The sequence below is a fragment of the Zobellella denitrificans genome, assembly GCF_002237365.1.
GTDB lineage: Bacteria > Pseudomonadota > Gammaproteobacteria > Enterobacterales > Aeromonadaceae > Oceanimonas > Oceanimonas denitrificans.
Map to the genome: position 1 here is coordinate 1 of NZ_NMUO01000182.1, position 1391 is coordinate 1391.

Here is a 1391-nt window from a genome sequence, read left to right on the forward strand (position 1 = left end):
CATAGACAGGATCTTAAGCGGTAAGAGCATGAATTAGATAGAAAAAAGGCTTCAATTGTGATCTGATGTTAGTCGCCAAACAAAACACAAACCACAAAGAAGCCGATGACTATTATCCATCTAAAACAGCGACTAACGCAATTCCTGGATCCTGTTACCCTGAACCAGCAGGCCAAGTGCTGTAAATTCATGCAACGCATCCGTGATATCCAACCACTTCAGTTGGTTACCAGCCTGATTGCGGCCTTTAGTCAGGGCAACACGAACTCCATCGCTGAGCTACAGCGTCAGTTCAATGGCATGCAGCTCAGCGAGGCTGACTTCGTCGCCTACAAGCCGTTTCACAACCAGTTGCGGAAAAGCGCATTCCCGATCTTTATGGAGCGGTTAACGCGAATGCTCATGGCGCAGTTGATGAAACAACAACAAGGCAAGATACCCAGTAAGTTTCGACAATTTGAGCGTATTTTGCTGCATGATGGCTCATCATTCGCCATTCATAACCATCTGAAAGATGAGTTTCCAGGCCGTTTCAGTACGGTATCGCCCGCCGCCGTCGAGTGTCATGTCACCATGTCATTGCTTGAGCAGACGCCGGTGAACATGACGATTGCCGCTGACACCCTGTCGGAGCATGGCTTCCGGCCAGCAGCCGACACACTGCGGAGGCAGCTGCTGCTCGCTGACGCAGGGTATTTGGATCAGGATTATTACCATCAGATTGCCCAACACGGCGGATACTACCTGGTTCGGGGCAAGCTCACGCTGAATCCGACCATCGTAGAAGCGCGTAATGGCCCGGGGCGCTTGCTGCCCAAACTGGCAGGAAAAAAGCTCAAGGACGTCACCCGCCGTGACAATCGCTCTGACGTACTGGATATGATCGTACGCTCAAGCAAGCTCCGGTATCGGCTTGTCCGCCGCTGGTTTGCCCCGGAGAAGCGCTTTATCCTCTGGATGACCAACCTGCCCCGTGACGAGTTCAACAGCACCGATATCATGCTGCTGTATCGCAGCCGCTGGCAGGTAGAGCTGCTATTTAAAGAGCTGAAATCTCACACCAACCTGCGCAAGTTCAATACCGAGCAGAAAGCCATCGTCGAAGGGCTGATCTGGAGCAGCCTGCTGACACTGATCCTGAAACGACTCATTGTGAACGCAGCGGCGCCAGGGTTATCGCTGTTCAAGGCCGCCAAGAATGCGGATGTATGGTTTTGTCCGGTCGTGACGGCCATCAGCCAACGGGCCCTGCGGGAAATAGCACATCACCTTGACTGGGCCTGTCAGTATTTACGACGAAACGCCCAGCCATCGCAGCAGAGTAAATCCAGGCAGGGCAATGGGTTACGTGACATTTATGAACATTTTAATGCTTAAGTACCTGGCTATGA

General features: G+C 52.2%; 1 protein-coding gene. It reads left to right on the plus strand.

What is annotated here, in order from left to right; translation table 11 throughout:
* Nucleotides 1–105 precede the first annotated feature (105 nt).
* A complete protein-coding gene (locus tag CGX12_RS19190; protein ID WP_094041455.1) occupies nucleotides 106–1377 on the plus strand; it encodes an IS4 family transposase in 1272 nt (423 codons plus the stop codon).
* The last annotated feature ends 14 nt before the right edge of the window (nucleotides 1378–1391 follow it).